Source organism: Streptomyces luteireticuli (genome assembly GCF_041519305.1).
GTDB lineage: Bacteria > Actinomycetota > Actinomycetes > Streptomycetales > Streptomycetaceae > Streptomyces > Streptomyces luteireticuli.
The window spans coordinates 2,407,742-2,422,191 of sequence record NZ_CP167927.1 but is presented as its reverse complement, the minus strand read 5'-3'; the positions used below and the strand labels follow the sequence as shown (position 1 = coordinate 2,422,191).

General features: G+C 72.1%; 14 protein-coding genes. 6 read left to right on the top strand and 8 right to left on the bottom strand.

The window, feature by feature from the left end:
* Positions 1-270 precede the first annotated feature (270 nt).
* Positions 271-966, top strand: a complete 696-nt coding sequence (locus AB8735_RS10160) for an SGNH/GDSL hydrolase family protein (RefSeq protein ID WP_372406749.1) — start codon at positions 271-273, stop codon at positions 964-966.
* A gap of 83 nt (positions 967-1,049) precedes the next feature.
* Here AB8735_RS10160 and AB8735_RS10155 read toward each other — a convergent pair whose 3' ends face one another.
* The 3 genes from AB8735_RS10155 to AB8735_RS10145 all read right to left on the bottom strand — a co-directional run bounded on the left by AB8735_RS10155 (position 1,050) and on the right by AB8735_RS10145 (position 3,111).
* Entirely contained in the window at positions 1,050-1,988 is a 939-nt protein-coding gene (locus tag AB8735_RS10155) for a C1 family peptidase (protein WP_344028319.1), read from the bottom strand.
* Positions 1,989-2,117: 129 nt separating this feature from the next.
* Complete coding sequence (locus tag AB8735_RS10150; RefSeq protein ID WP_372406746.1) at positions 2,118-2,615, bottom strand: hypothetical protein; 498 nt, start codon at positions 2,613-2,615, stop codon at positions 2,118-2,120.
* A 10-nt stretch (positions 2,616-2,625) separates the two neighbouring features.
* Entirely contained in the window at positions 2,626-3,111 is a 486-nt protein-coding gene (locus tag AB8735_RS10145) for a hypothetical protein (RefSeq protein WP_372406744.1), read from the bottom strand.
* 379 nt (positions 3,112-3,490) lie between these two features.
* Between AB8735_RS10145 and AB8735_RS10140 the strand changes: the two genes are divergently transcribed.
* Both AB8735_RS10140 and AB8735_RS10135 read left to right on the top strand, forming a co-directional pair.
* Positions 3,491-4,003 carry a hypothetical protein gene (locus tag AB8735_RS10140; protein WP_344028311.1) on the top strand — a complete coding sequence of 171 codons (513 nt, stop codon included), beginning with the start codon at positions 3,491-3,493 and terminating at the stop codon, positions 4,001-4,003.
* A gap of 107 nt (positions 4,004-4,110) precedes the next feature.
* Positions 4,111-5,151: an MsnO8 family LLM class oxidoreductase gene (locus tag AB8735_RS10135; protein ID WP_372406742.1), complete on the top strand. Its 1,041-nt coding sequence runs from the start codon at positions 4,111-4,113 to the stop codon at positions 5,149-5,151.
* A gap of 27 nt (positions 5,152-5,178) precedes the next feature.
* On the opposite strand, the gene AB8735_RS10130 is transcribed toward AB8735_RS10135, so the two are convergent.
* From AB8735_RS10130 to AB8735_RS10115, 4 genes are all read right to left on the bottom strand, one after another.
* Entirely contained in the window at positions 5,179-5,613 is a 435-nt protein-coding gene (locus AB8735_RS10130) for a hypothetical protein (protein ID WP_344028306.1), read from the bottom strand.
* 94 nt (positions 5,614-5,707) lie between these two features.
* The gene (locus AB8735_RS10125) at positions 5,708-7,018 is read right to left on the bottom strand and encodes a TerD family protein (protein WP_372406740.1); all 1,311 of its coding nucleotides are present in this window, start codon (positions 7,016-7,018) and stop codon (positions 5,708-5,710) included.
* Between the two features lie 79 nt (positions 7,019-7,097).
* Positions 7,098-7,772, bottom strand: coding sequence for a response regulator transcription factor (locus AB8735_RS10120; RefSeq protein WP_344028300.1), 675 nt, complete (start codon positions 7,770-7,772; stop codon positions 7,098-7,100).
* Positions 7,769-9,037 (bottom strand): sensor histidine kinase, encoded by a 1,269-nt coding sequence (locus tag AB8735_RS10115; RefSeq protein ID WP_372406738.1) that lies wholly within the window; start codon positions 9,035-9,037, stop codon positions 7,769-7,771. The genes AB8735_RS10120 and AB8735_RS10115 overlap by 4 nt, the downstream gene beginning before the upstream one ends.
* A 926-nt stretch (positions 9,038-9,963) precedes the next feature.
* Here AB8735_RS10115 and AB8735_RS10110 point away from each other — a divergent pair.
* A complete protein-coding gene (locus AB8735_RS10110; RefSeq protein WP_372406737.1) occupies positions 9,964-11,007 on the top strand; it encodes a methyltransferase in 1,044 nt (347 codons plus the stop codon).
* A 94-nt stretch (positions 11,008-11,101) separates the two neighbouring features.
* Positions 11,102-12,187 carry an amidohydrolase family protein gene (locus AB8735_RS10105; RefSeq protein ID WP_372411812.1) on the top strand — a complete coding sequence of 362 codons (1,086 nt, stop codon included), beginning with the start codon at positions 11,102-11,104 and terminating at the stop codon, positions 12,185-12,187.
* 13 nt (positions 12,188-12,200) lie between these two features.
* On the opposite strand, the gene cobC is transcribed toward AB8735_RS10105, so the two are convergent.
* Entirely contained in the window at positions 12,201-13,256 is a 1,056-nt protein-coding gene (gene cobC / locus AB8735_RS10100; protein ID WP_372406736.1) for an Rv2231c family pyridoxal phosphate-dependent protein CobC, read from the bottom strand.
* A gap of 310 nt (positions 13,257-13,566) precedes the next feature.
* Here cobC and AB8735_RS10095 point away from each other — a divergent pair, with 310 nt between their 5' ends.
* The gene (locus AB8735_RS10095; protein ID WP_372406734.1) at positions 13,567-14,448 is read left to right on the top strand and encodes an MBL fold metallo-hydrolase; all 882 of its coding nucleotides are present in this window, start codon (positions 13,567-13,569) and stop codon (positions 14,446-14,448) included.
* The last annotated feature ends 2 nt before the right edge of the window (positions 14,449-14,450 follow it).

The following is a 14,450-nucleotide window of genomic DNA, read 5'->3' as shown; positions in this document are numbered from 1 at the left end:
GTGTGAGTACGGACCGCCGTTGCTCGCCGCCGTCATCAACGCTGGGACGGCAGATGCGTGACGGATGCGAGCGATGAGCATCGCCGGCGCATCTCAATCGCCTTCACACGCATGTCCGATAGAGAGCAGTAAATCTTGATCCCGTCTCGGTTGAGCAACATGACAGCACGGTCGTGCAAAAGTCTTGCGGCCTGGTTCCGTTCGCACTTCGCCCACGGCGGCCCAGTGCCCCGCCCGAGACATCTGTGGACCGCGATCCTGGCGACAGGGATGCTCATCGGCATCGGTGCGCCATCTCTCAGTGCGGTGATCGCGGATGTGCGGCACTCCTCGCAGAGCGGATGGACCGTTCCACGGCTGACGGTGATGCCCCTGGGCGATTCGATAACTTTCGGTACCGGAAGCTCCACTGGATCCGGCTACCGTGCCGATTTGCTGGACCGGTTGACCTCGCACAGCGAGGAGGTGCGTTTTGTCGGCTCGCAGAGGAGCGGTGAGGCGCCGGTTCGTGAGCACGAGGGGCATTACGGCTGGAAGATCGGTGGTCTGACCGGCCGCACCGCCGGATGGCTGGCGGCGGCCAGGCCCAATGTGGTGCTGCTCCATATCGGCACCAATGACATGCACGACGACTACCGAGCGAGCCGGGCGCCCGAACGGCTCGCCGAGCTGATCGATGAGATCGTGGTGGCCGCTCCCGGCGTGACCGTGCTGGTCTCGTCCCTAGTCCCCTCCGCGGATCCCGGAACCCAGGAAAGAATCGAGAGGTTCAACAGGGCCGTGCCACAGGTGGTCGCGGAATACCAGGACAAGGAATTCCGGGTCGAGTACGTCGACATGAGCCGCGTCACCGCCACCGACCTCCGTGACGACCTGCATCCCAACGATGGCGGCTACCGCAAGATGGCGGATGCTTTTTACCGCGGTATCGCCGGAGCGGCCGCCAAGGGATGGATCCGGCAGTAGGTGGTGTTCCGGAGGCGTCGCGATGCGCACCGGACCCGGCCGACCGTGAGGCTGGCCAAGTCCGGTGCGCAGGGCGGACGGTGTTACCGCTTGACGATCTTGCCGACGGCGTCGGCCTCGACCACCTGGTTCTGGAGGTACTTCCAGGAGAAGTTCACGAAACCGCGGTCGCCCCAGTTCTTGCCCCAGGAGTTCTCGACCCGGACGCCCTTGCTGTTGTAGCCGACGATCGTGATCATGTGGTAGCCCGCGTAACCGGCGTTGCGCGCCGGGTAGTACTTGTACGAGGCGGCCTGCTTCGGGGTGAGGTAGTAGAAGTCGTCCCGCACCGGGATCATGATGACGACCGGAAGGCCCTTGGACAGCGAGGACTTCACGTCGTTCTGGATACGGCTGCCGGTGCGCAGCGAGGCGGCGCCGGAGAGCTTCCAGTGCGTCGCGTTGCGCCTCTCGGCCTTGGACGGCTGGGTCTTGTAGTCGAAGTCGCCCGGCTTGTAGTGCTTCCGGGAGTCGACGCCCTGCTTGGTGGCGATCCGGAAGTGGTCCCGCGCCGCCGTGGGGTCGTTCTTGCCCTTGACGATCTGGGCGTAGGTGTACATGGGGGCCTGCGGGCCGCCGGATATCTTCTGGACGCCTTCGAGGATGCTGTAGGCCGAGTAGTCGATGGCCCATGCGACGCAGGAGTTGACGTTGCCCTGGTAACCGGGGGTGGCCGCGAACCTGCTCAGGTCGACGCTGGCGGGGAGCCCGGCCTTCTTCGACTTGGTGGCGCCGGCCTTGGTGTAGGGGGACAGGGCCTCCAGCTGCGACTCGAGGGAGCCGTTCGACACGGCGCCGCGCTCCGACGAGTGGGACGGGAGCGCGCCCAGGGCGAACGGGGGCTTGCCGTCCGCCGAGTGGGCCGAGGTGCTCGCCTGGGAGATGCCGGCGGTGGAGGCGCCGATCGCGGCGGCCAGGGAGACGGCGACGACCGCGCGGGACGTGCCGCGGAGGCCCTTCGGCTGGGGACGGGTGCTGCTCATGGGTGTTCTCCTTCGGAGGTGATGTCAGGTACCTGACATCACGCCAAATCGGCCTTTTTCGAACATGTGGCCGATAGTCAGGAAAACCTAGCCGGATCAGGCGTCTTGATCAAGCTCAAGTGAGCGCCGTCACATGGGCGTTGGGTCGATCGGCAGGCGTTGCAGCCGTTCGATCGCGCGCAGCACTTCGGTGCGGTTCCTGGACCGCTTCACCCAGGCCGGCAGCCGGGCGAGCAGCGTCATCTTCCGCCCCGGCTCGTACCAGGGATCCCGTTCCCGCAGGGTGGACGCCACGAAGCGCCGGATCAGTTCCAGGTGTTCCCGGTTGTATGCCCAGAGCAGGCCGTGACGGGTCTCGGCCTGGAACCACAGCGGGGCCTGGAAGCAGGGGTCCGTGGGCGAACTCCAGTGGAATCGCAGGGTGGAGTCCTTGGTGTACCGGGAGAGGCCGCAGGCGAGGCAGGTAAGGGTTCGCCGGGCGTGCGGGGACGGGTGTGTGATGCCGGGAGGCAGGGACGCGGGGGCGACGCGGGCCGGTCCCGAGCACCTCGGGCAGCGGACGAGGACCGTGTCGATGAAGTGGTCCCGGGACCAGCCGGGGTCGCGGAAGCGGGGCGGTGAGGTCATCGTCGGTCGCTCACGCCATGGGGGAGTGGATCGTGTACAGGTCGCTCGCCTGTCTAGGGCCCCGTTCGGACATGACGGAGACGCCTGAAGCGGGCTGGCGGAACTCGTCGATGCCATCGGCGGGTTGCGGGACCTGTATCAGGGGTACGCCCCGGCGTTCCAGAATTCTGCGGAGCTTGGTGAAATCCGTACGGCGGGCGAAGCGGCCGTAGCGGTCCCGGAGGGTCTTGTTGACCGATGAGCCGCCCCAGTACGAGAGGCGGTGCACGTGCAGGGTGAAGTGGTGGCCCTCCCACGGGTGTCCGGGGGCGGAACGGAGCCAGTGGAATTCCACCATTCCGTAGTCGCGCCACATCGTCGTGGTGTCGAGGGAGTTCTCGGCGCAGTCGGTGCCCAGAACGGCGGTCACCTCGTCAGGAGTGGCCGACGGTTCCAGACAGAGGAGCTTCCCCGTGGTGATGACGTCCGCGTAGAACGCCAGAGAGTGCGGTGTCAACAGCGTGTCCTTGAAGGGAACCGGTCTTTAACGGGTTCGGAAGACCGGATTTTACGTCATGCGGGTGGGTGACCGGCCCCTCGGCCAATTCCGAATGCGGTACTGCCGGGGGCCGTTGAGGAGAAACGGTTATGGGGCCGCATCGGGCCATGGTCGTGGAAGGGGGAGGGGGGTGATGGGGCCGGAGTTCCGGGTGCGGGGTGCCGAACCGGCGGATCAGCGGTGGGGAGGGTTCCGGGGCTCGTTTCCGCTGTTGATATTCCGGCGGCCGGAAATGCCCGGATGTCCGCGGTCCGGGCGCGGCGTACGTTCGCAAGGCAACACCGATGCAACGGAACGGAAACGCACCTCGCAGCGCACGCCGAGAGGAGCACTTCACATGACCCAGCCGACCCCGGAACAGTGGCAGCAGTTCCAGCAATGGCAGGCGTTCCAGCAGTGGCAGCAGGCGCAGGCCCAGCAGCAGACGTGGCCGCAGCCGGTTCAGCAGCAGACGCTGCCCCCGTGGCAGCAGCAGACGCAGCAGCCGTGGCAGCAGCCGCACACCGGCGGTGTGGAGGTCGTGCACAAGGAGAACGTGCACCTGACCGCGTCCACCGTGCGCGCCGGCATCATCGGCATGGCGCAGGCCCAGATGCGGGCGACGCTCACCGACCTCAACGGCCAGGGCATCGCGGGTGAGCGGATCACCTTCGTCGTCACCAGCACGCGCCAGGAGTTCGGCAGCGCGACGACGAACGACCAGGGTGACGCGGTGCTCGACTCCGGGGCCAACATCTCCGACCCGCAGATCTGGGTGTCGGCGGGCAGCAGCGGCTTCACGGCCCTCTACGGCGGCAACGAGAAGTACAAGTCGCAGGAGGCCAGGGGCAAGTTCCAGATCGCCATCTGAGCGGTCCGGGCGGGCGGGAACGACGCGGCGGTGCCCCCGGGCGCAGGGGGGTACCGCCGTTTCCGTAGCGACGGAATGACGGGCCCGCGGCAGGTGTTTCCAGGGGCGTGAGTGCTGCCATAACCGTCCCGCTCTCCGTCCTCGACCGGTCCCGCACCCGCCGGGGGCACGATCCCGGCGAGGCGCTGCGCGACACCGTCGCGTTCGCGCGGGAGGCGGAGGCGCTCGGCTACCACCGGTTCTGGGTGTCGGAGCACCACGGCGTGCCCGGGGTCGCCGGGTCCGCGCCGACCGTGCTGGCAGCGGCCGTCGCCGGGGCGACGTCGCGGATCCGGGTCGGCACGGGCGGGGTGATGCTGCCCAACCACCGGACGATGGTCGTCGCCGAGCAGTTCGGGGTGCTGGAGTCGCTGTTCCCCGGGCGGATCGACATGGGGCTGGGGCGGTCCGTGGGGTTCACGGACGGGATCCGGCGGGCGCTGGGCACGGGCAAGGACGCGGTGGAGGACTTCGCCGGGCAACTCGCCGAGCTGGGCGAGTGGTTCGCGGGCGGGGCGTCCGCGTACCCGCAGGTGCACGCCCGGCCGGCGGAGGGGCTGCGGGTGCCCGTCTTCGTGCTGGCCAACGACGCCGGCGCGGACATCGCGGCCGGGGCGGGCGCGGCGCTGGTGATCGGCGGGCTGCACGGGACGGACGCGACGGTCGCCGCGGTCGAGCGCTACCGGAAGGGCTTCCGGGCCTCGGCGTCGCGCCCGGAGCCGTACGTCGTCCTCGCGGGGAACGTCGCCGTCGCCGCGACGGCACAGGAGGCGGCCCGGCTGCTCGTCCCCGAGGCGTGGGCCATGGCGTACTCGCGAACGCGCGGGGTCTTCCCGCCGCTTGTCCCCGCCGAGGACGTCGAGGCCATGACGATGACGGACCGCGAGCGCGAGCACTTCGAGGCGGCGCTGCGCGGGCATGTCCACGGTACGGAGGACGACGTCGCGGCGGAACTGGCCGCACTGGTGGAGCGGACGGGGGCGGACGAGCTGCTCGTCACCACCAACTCCTACGACCGGGAGGCGCTGTCGGACTCGTACCGGAGGCTGGCCCGGCTGGCGGCGACATCGGCATCGGCATCGACAGCGACGGGCGGCGGGGCCCGGTGAGCCCCGCCGCCCGTCGCCGACGGTCCGTCAGAACCAGTCGCCGTCGCCGTCCGAGTCGACGTACTCGTTGTGCACCTCGGTGATGTTGACGACCTGCTGCGGCTCGTCGTCGTCCAGCGCCTCGTTGATCAGCGCGCCACCGATGAGGCCCGCGGCGCCGGCGGCCGCGACGCCGCCCCAGCCGGGGCCCGAACGCTGCGGCTGCTGCGGGTACCCCTGCTGCTGGGGGTAGCCCTGCTGCGGTGCGTACCCCTGCTGGGGGGCGTAGCCCTGCTGAGGGGCGGGCGCGTAGCCCTGCTGGGCATACCCCTGCTGTGCGTACCCCGCCGCCTGCTGCTGCGTGGCCGCCCACCGCTGGGCGCACGCGACGCAGCTCATGACGCTCCGGGGGACGCCCCACTGCGGCGTCCACATGACGTTCTGCGAACCGGGGCCGTGCGAGGGGTCAAAGAAACAGTTCAACGCGCTCTCCAAACAAAACGCCCTGCGTTGTGGGCAGGTGAGGAGCACAGGCTACTCCCCACCCCAAGACGCCGATCCGGCCGCAGGAGTTCCGTCACAGGGCCGCGGCCGCGGGCTTGACCAGGTCGCGGACCGTGCGGGACTTCACATACTCGCCGATGGCGGTCATCTCCCACTCGCCCGAGAACTGGCGGACGAACTTGCACATCAGGACGCCCGTCTTGGGCTCCGCGTCGGTGAGGTCGAAGCGGACCAGTTCCTCGCCGGTCTGCGCGTCCATGAGGCGGCAGTACGCCTTGGCGACCTGGGTGAACTTCTGGCCGTTGAAGGAGCTCACGGTGAAGACCAGGCCCGTGACCTCGGGCGGGAGGCCGCCCAGGTGGACGGTGATGGTCTCGTCGTCGCCGGAGCCCGCGCCCGTGAGGTTGTCGCCGGAGTGCTGGACCGCGCCGCCCAGGATCATCAGCTTGCCGAAGTAGCAGGCGTCGATGAGGTTGCGCTGGGGGCCGTAGGCGATGACGGACGCGTCGAGGTCGATGGCGCGGCTGCCGTAGGCGGGCTCCCAGCCCAGGCCCATGCGGACCGACTGCATCAGCGGCCTGCCGCCCTTGACCAGGGAGACGGTCTCGTTCTTCCGGAGACTGACGCGGCCCTTGTCCAGGCTGATCCTGCCGGGCGCGGGTCCGCTCGGCGCGGCGCCCGGAGCGGTGGGGGCGACACCGGGGGCCGTCGGGGCGAGCCCGTCCGGCGCGGGCACGGCAGGCGCCACCGGCGGGGCCGGAGGAGCCGGCGGCGGGAACGAGGCGCCGAAGGACGGGGCGGGCGGGGCCACAGGGGCTGCCGGGGCGGGGGGCGCGACGGGCGCGGTCGGCGGGACGGGAGCCGGGGAGGCCGCGGGAGCGGGCTGCGCCGGCTCCTCCACGCTCACGCCGAAGTCCGTCGCGATGCCCGCCAGTCCGTTCGCGTACCCCTGGCCCACCGCCCGGACCTTCCACGCGCCGTTGCGGCGGTAGACCTCGACGACGACCAGCGCCGTCTCCGTCGCGAGCCGGGGCGGGGTGAAGGTGGCCAGCGGGGCGCCCGTGTCCGTGTCGCGGACGGTCGCGGTCGGCTCGGTGCCCGCGAAGGTGGTGCCCGGGGCGTCCAGGCTCGCCGTGACAACGATCTTCTCGATCCCGGCGGGGACGGCGGCGGTGTCCACCGTGATCGCGTCGGGCGTGCCGGCGGACCCGGCCCGGTGGGTCACGCCGGGGCCGGCCGGCTGGTTGTAGAAGACGAAGTCGTCGTCCGAGCGCACCTTGCCGTCGGCGGTGAGCAGCAGGCCCGAGACGTCGAGCCGCACCGGGGCGGTGACGTCCACCGTCACGCGGGTGACGGAGAGCGGGATGTTCGAGCCAGGGGTCATAGCGGTCATGATCGGCACAACGCACGAGGGGGCCGCGCGGTTCCAGTGTGCCCGGCGCGTTCGGTGTGCCCGGATGTGTTCACCGGGGCGAGACGAAGCCCGTCTCGTACGCCGCCACCACCGCCTGCGTACGGTCCCGCACGCCCAGCTTGGACAGCACCCCGGCCACATACGTCTTGACCGTCGCCGCGCCCAGGAACAGCCGCTCGGCGATCTCCGCGTTCGACAGGCCCGTCGCCATCAGCCGCAGCACCTCCGCCTCGCGCTCGGACAGCCGCTCGCGCAGCCGGCGCGCGGCGTCCTCGGTGGCGCGGTCGCCGGCGTACGCGGCGGCCAGCGAGCGGACGGCCGCCGGGAAGAGCAGCGAGTCGCTGCGGGCCACCAGCCGTACGGCCTGGACGAGTTCGTCCGCTCCCGCCCTTTTGAGGAGGAATCCGGACGCGCCCGCGCGCAGCGCCTCGTAGACGTAGGAGTCGTTCTCGAAGGTGGTGACGACCAGGACGCGCGGCGGCTCGTCCATGGCCGCGAGGATCTGCTCGGTGGCGCGGATGCCGTCCACCTCGGGCATCCGCACATCCATCAGCACCACGTCGGGGCGGAGTTCACGGGTGACGGAGAGCGCCTCGGCGCCGGTCGCGGCCTGGCCGACGACCTCCAGGCCGGGCTCGGCGCCGAGGATGGCGCAGAGCGCGGTGCGCACCATCCGCTCGTCGTCGGCGACGACGAGCCGCAGGGGAGCGGTGACGGCGGTCATCGGACGGCGCCCCCGATCGGCAGGCGCACGGACAGCCGCCACACGCCGTCGCGTTCGCCGCAGTCGCTGCTGCCGCGCAGCAGCCGGGCCCGCTCGGCGATGCCGGTCAGGCCGCGGCCGCCGCCCTCCCGGGGCGGGCCGGGACGGGCTGCCACGGGGTTCTCCACGGTGACCTCCAGGGTCGTGTCGTCGGCGGCGATCCGCAGCGCGACGGGGACGGGCCCGGCGTGCCGCAGGGCGTTGGTGAGACCTTCCTGCACGATCCGGTACGCCTCGCGGGAGACGACCGGCGGGACCGCGCCGAGGTCCGGCGGCGCGGTCAGGGTGACGGCGACGCCCGTCGCGCGGGTGCGGTCCAGCAGGGAGCCGAGCCGGTCGAGCGCGGGGGCGGGCGCGGCGGAGGCCGGCCCGTCCTCGCGCAACAGGCCGAGCACGGTGTCGAGTTCGCCGACCGCCGTGCGGGTGGTCTCCTCGATCGCGGCGAGCGCCTCCCGGGCGAAGCCGGGGTCGGCGTCGAGGACCTTGCGGGCGGCCCCGGCCTGGAGCAGTACCGCGCTCAGCGCGTGCCCGACGGAGTCGTGCAGCTCGCGGGCGAGCCGGTTGCGCACGGCGAGGGCGCGGGCCCGCTCCTCGGCGGCCCGGAGCCGGTCGGCCGGGGAAGGGCCGAGGAGCACGGGCGCGCAGCGCGCCAGGGCTGCGCCTGCGGCCCAGGAGGTGACGACCGGCAGGGCGAGCAGGGCCAGCCCGGCCAGGGAGGTCGGCACCGCGGCCCACGGCCCGTCGAAGGCCCGGAACCAGGGGAGGCGGCCCGCGGCGTCCGGGTCCAGGAAGGGCACGGCGACCAGGTACGCCGCGGTCGGCGGGGCCGCCAGCGACATGCCGCTGACGATGCCGCCCGCCGCCACGTGCAGGGTGAAGTACAGCGCCGGACGGGCCCGTTCGGCCCAGGTCCGGGCGGGGCCGGTGGCGAGCTCGGCGTCCCCCAGGCCGCACAGCGCCTGCGCCATGGCGGTCTCCAGCGGCCGCATCAGCGGGAAGAGCAGCGCCGAGAGGGCGGCGAGGGGGAGGGCCGCGGCGAGCGTCAGGAACTGGGTGGCGGGCGAGGCGAAGAGGGGGGCCATCCCGCCCGTGGCGAGCGGCAGGAGGACGCCCGCCAGCAGGAAGTACGGCATGAGCAGCGCACCGCCGAGCAGCAGGTGCACCCAGCGCAACCGTGCGCGGAGGCCCAGTACGGCGTGCGGGCGGAAGAGGGCGCCCGGGGTCACGGCGCGGTGCGGGCGTGCGCGCCGCCCGAGGAAGGGCCGCAAGTCGCTTCGATGATCACCGGGACAGGGTAGGTGACGGGCCCGCGGTGGGCGATGCTGGTCATGAGGGCCAGTGTGGCCGGAGCAGCCGCCGGGCGGATCGGCCCGGACGGCGGACCGCCTCCGCCGTGCGGCGGAGGCGGCCGGTTCTCAGGTCGTACGGGGTTGATCCGGTGGTGTGTTCAGGAAGTACGCGGCTGGTGCGGTCCGGACGTGCGTGGCCGGTGCGCTCCGGAAGTACGCGGTGCGGACACGGACGTACTCGGTGCGGATACGGACGTACGCGGTGCGGATACGGACGTACGCGGTGCGGACACGCGACCGCGGTGACGGCCCGCGTGGTTGTCGTCGCCGCGGCGGCGCCCGCCCTGGACGGGAGCCCGCCCGGCGCGCTCGTCGTCCCGGCGGCCCGCGCGCGGTGTGCGTGCGCGCTCCCGGAAGCCCGCCTGTGTGTCATTCCCCCGACGGTGACACCGCCCGTGCCGGCACGGTGTCGCCGATGTCATCTTGTGCGGCATACAGCCATGTTCTTCCGCTGTGCCGCGGAGCACGTCGTCCGCAGGGCCGGAACCTCTCCTGCGCCGGATCGATCCGTCCCTCGTGCTCACGGCAGAGACGGGAGCGACTCCGTCGGCCCCCGGGAGGAGGGAGAGGCGGCCGGTTTGTCAACAGGCCGGAGCGGAGGGGCTGATGGAGCCCGGTGGACGGGGCTGGACGGGTCCGGCGGCATGCTCCACTTTCAACGGCACAACCGCTTCCGACCGCACGCCACTTCCGACCAGAAGCCCGCCCCCCAAGACACACCCGCCTTCAGATACACACCCGCCCTCAGATACACACCCGCCTTCAACGACACACCCGCTCTTCCGCGCGCGAGGAGGGTCCCGATGAACGACCTGTGCAGCACCCGGAGCGACACCGCCGCCGCCCTCGACTCCATATTGCGCATCGCCCTCGGCTTCCAGGCCTCCCAGGTCCTGTTCGCCGCCACCCGCTTCGGGCTCTTCACGGAGCTGGCCCGAGGGCCTCTGACCGGTGAGGAATTGCGCCTGAGGCTCGGCCTCCACCCGCGCTCCGTCCGGGACTTCCTCGACACCCTCGTCGCGCTCGGCCTGCTGGAGCGCGAGGCCGGTCCCGACGGCCGCTACGCCAACACCCCTGCCACCGGCCGCTATCTGGACCGGAACAAGACCACCTATCTGGGTGGCGCGCTGGAGCTGTACGACAACCGGCTGTACGGCTTCTGGGGCAGCCTCGCCGACGGACTGCGCACCGGGAAGCCGCAGAACGAGATCAAGGACGGCGGCGACCTGTTCTCCGCCCTCTACAAGGACCCCGAGCGCCTCGCCTGTTTCCAGCAGGCCATGACCGGCCTCACCATGCGCTCGGCGGACGCCCTCGCCGGGGCCGTGGACTGGGCCGCCCACCGCACCGTCGCCGACATCGGCTGCGCCGAGGGCGCGTTGCTCAGCCACCTCCTGCACCGCCACCCGCACCTGCGGGGCACCGGCTTCGACCTGGAGGTCGTGCGCGGCAACTTCGAGCGCGGCCGGGAGCTCCGCGGCCCCGCGGAGCGGCTCTCCTTCACCGCCGGGGACTTCTTCACCGACCCGTTGCCCCGCGCCGACGTCCTGCTCTTCGGGCATGTGCTGCACGACTGGGACCTGGACACCAAGCGGATGCTGCTGCGCAAGGCGTACGAGGCGCTGCCCGAGGGCGGACTCGTCGTCGTCCACGAGAGCTTCATCGACGACGATCGGAGGGAGAATCTCACCGGGCTGCTCAGCAGCCTCAACATGCTCATCGAAACCACCGGCGGCTTCGACTGCACCACCGCCGACTGCCGGGGCTGGCTGAGGGAGGCCGGATTCCGCGAGAGCCGGGCGAGGCGCCTGGCCGGCGCGGAGTCCATGGTCGTGGGCCGCAAGTGAGGTTGCGGTGAGCGCGTTGAGGACGGGAAGCGATGGACGGGAGAGGACATTGACGCACGACGGCGGCGGCAAGGGCACGGTGGACGACGGCACGGTGCTGCACATCAAGGGACGGGTGCTGACCGGCCCGGACCCCGACGGCGGGGTGCGCGACGAGATGTGGGTGGTCGGCGGGCGGATCACCTTCGACCGCCCGGCAGGCGCGCGGGACGTCACCACGGTCGAGGGCTGGGCGCTGCCCGGCCTGGTGGACGCCCACTGCCATGTGGGCCTCGACGCCCACGGCCCGGTCGACGCGGCCACCAGCGAGAAACAGGCCCTGACCGAACGGGAGGCGGGCGCCCTGCTGTTGCGCGACGCGGGCTCCCCCTCGGACACCCGGTGGATCGACGACCGCGAGGACCTGCCGCGCATCATCCGGGCGGGCCGCCACATCGCCCGGACGAAGCGTTACATCCGCAACTACGGCCATGAGATCGAGCCCGAGGACCTGGTCGCGTACGTACGGCAGGAGGCGCTGCGGGGCGACGGCTGGGTCAAGCTCGTCGGCGACTGGATCGACCGCGAGACGGGCGACCTGTCCGCCTGCTGGCCGCGCGGCGCGGTCGAGGCGGCCATCGCCGAGGCGCACCGGCTCGGGGCCCGGGTGACCGCGCACTGCTTCGCGGAGGAGTCGCTGGCGCCGCTGGCCGAGGCGGGCATCGACTGCGTCGAGCACGCGACCGGACTCACCGAGGAGACGATTCCGCTGTTCGCCGAGCGCGGGGTCGCGATCGTGCCGACGCTCGTCAACATCGCGACGTTCCCCCGGCTCGCGGAGGGCGGCGAGAAGAAGTTCCCGCGCTGGGCGGACCACATGCGACGGCTGCACGAGCGCCGCTACGCGACGGTGGGCGCCGCGCACGACGCCGGGATCCCGGTCTACGTCGGGACGGACGCGGGCGGTTCGCTCGCCCACGGACTGGTGGCCCAGGAGGTCGCCGAACTGGTCAGAGCCGGGCTGCCCGCGACGACCGCGCTCGGCGCCGCGTCGTGGGGCGCCCGGGAGTGGCTGGGCCGGCCGGGGCTGGAGGAGGGCGCGCCCGCGGACCTCGTCGTCTACGGGGCGGATCCGAGGGAGGACGTACGGGTGCTGGCGGCGCCGGAGCGGGTGATCCTGCGGGGGAGGGTGATCGGCTGAGAACGCCGTCCCGTCATCCCCCCAGCGCCTGCTCCAGGGCCTCGGCGAAGCGGTCCGTCGTCGCGCGGTCCCGGACCGCCAGCCGCAGGTAGTCCGGGCCCAGGCCCGGGAACGTGTCGCCCCGGCGGACCGCGAAGCCCAGCCCGCGCAGCCGACTCCGCACGGCGGTCGCGCCCGGCAGCCGGATCAGCACGAACGGGCCGGACGCCGGGGAACACACCGTCACCGACGGGAACTTGGCCAGCCGGTACTCCAGGTGCGCCCGGTCGGCGGCGATCCGGTGCGCCGCGTGCCCGGCCTCGGCGAGCGCCGGGGGCGCGCTGCACGCCTCCGCGGCGACGAGCGCGGGCGACGACACCGGCCACAGCGGCTGCGCCCGCTCCAGCCGGGATATCCGCCCCGGCGACGCCAGGACGTACCCCACGCGCAGCCCCGCCAGACCCCAGGTCTTGGTGAGGCTGCGCAGGACGACCAGGCCCGGCAGGTCCGTACGGGAGGCGAGGGACTCGCCCTCGCCCGGGACCGCGTCCATGAACGCCTCGTCCACCACGAGCGTGCGCCCCGGCCGGGCGAGGCGGGCCAGGGACGTCGCCGGGTGCAGGACGGAGGTGGGGTTGGTCGGATTGCCGATGACGACGAGATCCGCGTCCCCCGGCACGGCCCGCGGGTCCAGCCGGAAGCCGTCCTCCGCCCTGAGCAGGACGCGCTCGACCTCGTGCCCCGCGTCCCGCAGGGCCGCCTCCGGCTCGGTGAACTGCGGGTGCACGACGACGCATCGCTTCGCCTCGATCGTCCGCGCCAGCAGCACGAACGCCTCCGCCGCGCCAGCCGTCAGCAGTACCCGCTCCTCCGGCAGCCCGTGCCGCAGCGCGACCGCGCGGCGGGCGGCCCGGCCGTCCGGATAGGCCGCGAGGGTGTCCATCGACGCGGCGAGGCGCTCGCGGAGCCACCGGGGCGGCGTGCCCGCGCGGACGTTGACCGCGAGATCGGTCAACTCCGCGCCCATGCCGCGCACTTCCGCGTCCCCGTGGTGGCGGAGGTCGGGCTCGGGGGATATGTGCTGCGGCATAGGTGCTTTCCGGGTGCGCTGTGTGTGAGAAGGGAGACGTTACCGGTTGGAGAGGGGGGTGTTGCCCCGGTCCCGCCCTTTCGCCGCCTCTTCCGTGGCGAGGGGCCCCGGCCCGGCACTCCACCACAGGACTGATTCACCCCATTTACCCCTTTAGCCCCGACGGGAGAACGCTGCACGCCCCGAAACACCAGACCGTCACGGCCTACCGATTTCTTCCGGACGCGGGATATCCCTGAAGCACCTGAAGCACCTGAAGCACCTGAAACAGAGGCCCTGCCCCGGGCCGTTCTCCCGGAAGGAACCCGCCGTGGACGGCTGGTACGTGGACGACCGCTGCACCAACTGCGACGCCGCCCGGCAGTTCGCGCCGGGACTGATCGGCGAAGTCGACGGGAAGTCGGAGCTCCTGCGGATGCCGCGCGACGAAGCGGAGACCCGGCAGCTGCACGCCGCCGCCTTCGCCTGCGCCACCCGCGCGATCCACCCCGCGTCCGGGCAGGCGGTGAGCCGGGCGCTCGACCCGTTCCCCATGGCCCTGGACGACGACGGCGGCGATGTATTGATCTGCGGCCACAACTCGACGCACACCGCCGCGGCCAACTCCTACCTCCTCCTGCGGCCGTCCGGCACGCGCATGATGATCGACACCCCGCGCTGGAGCCGCGAACTGGCCGAGCGGTACGCGGCGCCGGGCCCCGTCACCGACGTCCTGCTCACCCACCGCGACCACGCCGCCCACGGCCGTCGCTACGCCGACCACTTCGGCGCCCGCCTATGGATCCACGAGGGCGACCTCGACGCCGCACCGGACGCGGACCGGGTGATCCGCGGCCTCGACCCCGTCGGGATCGGCGAGGGGGTCGCGGCCCACCCCCTGCCCGGGCACACCCGGGGCAGCGTGCTCTACCTCGCCGACGACCGCTACTGCTTCAGCGGCGACAGCTTCTACTGGTCGCGCACGACCGATGACCTGGAGATCGCGGAGAGCGTGACCTGGTATTCCGTGGAGGAGTTGGCGCGTTCCCTCGCCGACGCGGCCGGACGCCTGCGGTTCGAGTGGGTCCTGCCGGGCCACGGGGGCCGGCGCCGCCTGCCGGCCGGCGAAATGGCGGCGCGGCTGCGGGCGCTGGCGGAACGTACGCGACTGCTGCGGCCCCGGCCCGTGGACTTCACGGCCGTCCGCTGGTGAGC